The following is a 697-nucleotide window of genomic DNA, read 5'->3' on the forward strand; positions in this document are numbered from 1 at the left end:
GGTGTGGGCGCGCGGGCGGGCCCGGGTGCTGGAGTGCCCCGCCGCACTCCCGCACCGCCCCGGCGCCCCGCGCCCGGTGGTCGGCGCGCTGCAGGTGGACCCGGCCGAGCTGCTGGCCATCAACGGCGACGCGGTCTACACCACCGCCGTGCCCGCCTGGTCGCTGCCCACCTCCCGCGGCGGCGGCGACGACGGCGCCGTCGGCCGGATGCGCCTGCAGGGCTGGCTGCCCTCGGTGCGGCTGCCCGCCACCGCCGCCGAGCGCAACCGGCTGCGCCAGCGCGCGGAGCAGGCGGGCACCGCGCAGGCCCCGGGCGCCCCCGGCACGGCCGCGCAGGGCCCCGGCGGGCGGGAGCAGGCGCGTGCCTGAGCAGCCCCCCGGCCCGGCCGGCGGGCGCAGCGCCGCGGACCTCGTCGCCGAGCTGCGCGCCTACGGCATGAGCGTGGCCGAGATCGCCCACGAGCTGCAGCGCTCCCCGCGCATGGTCCGCAAGGTCGTCCGGGGGGAGACCAGCGGGCAGCTGTACCTGTCGACGCTGCGCGAGCTCGTCGAGGGCGGCCGGGCCCGCAGCCGCCCGCCGCGGCGCCGCGGTCGCGACGGCGCGCCGGTGCGCGTGCGCGCCCGCCGCGAGGCCGCCGAGCCGACGAGGGTGCCCGACGTCGCCGGTGAGCAGCCGGACGGTGCGGGGGCCGGTGA

At 82.1% G+C, this 697-nt stretch carries 2 pseudogenes; both read left to right on the forward strand.

The annotated features are described in order from the left end of the window. A pseudogene (locus GTQ99_RS23755) lies at nt 1–370 on the forward strand (hypothetical protein); the annotation flags it as partial. Further along, nucleotides 363–697 (forward strand): annotated as a pseudogene (locus GTQ99_RS23760) (hypothetical protein); the annotation flags it as partial. The pseudogenes GTQ99_RS23755 and GTQ99_RS23760, both read left to right, overlap by 8 nt.

Source organism: Kineococcus vitellinus (assembly GCF_009906315.1).
Taxonomy (GTDB): domain Bacteria; phylum Actinomycetota; class Actinomycetes; order Actinomycetales; family Kineococcaceae; genus Kineococcus; species Kineococcus vitellinus.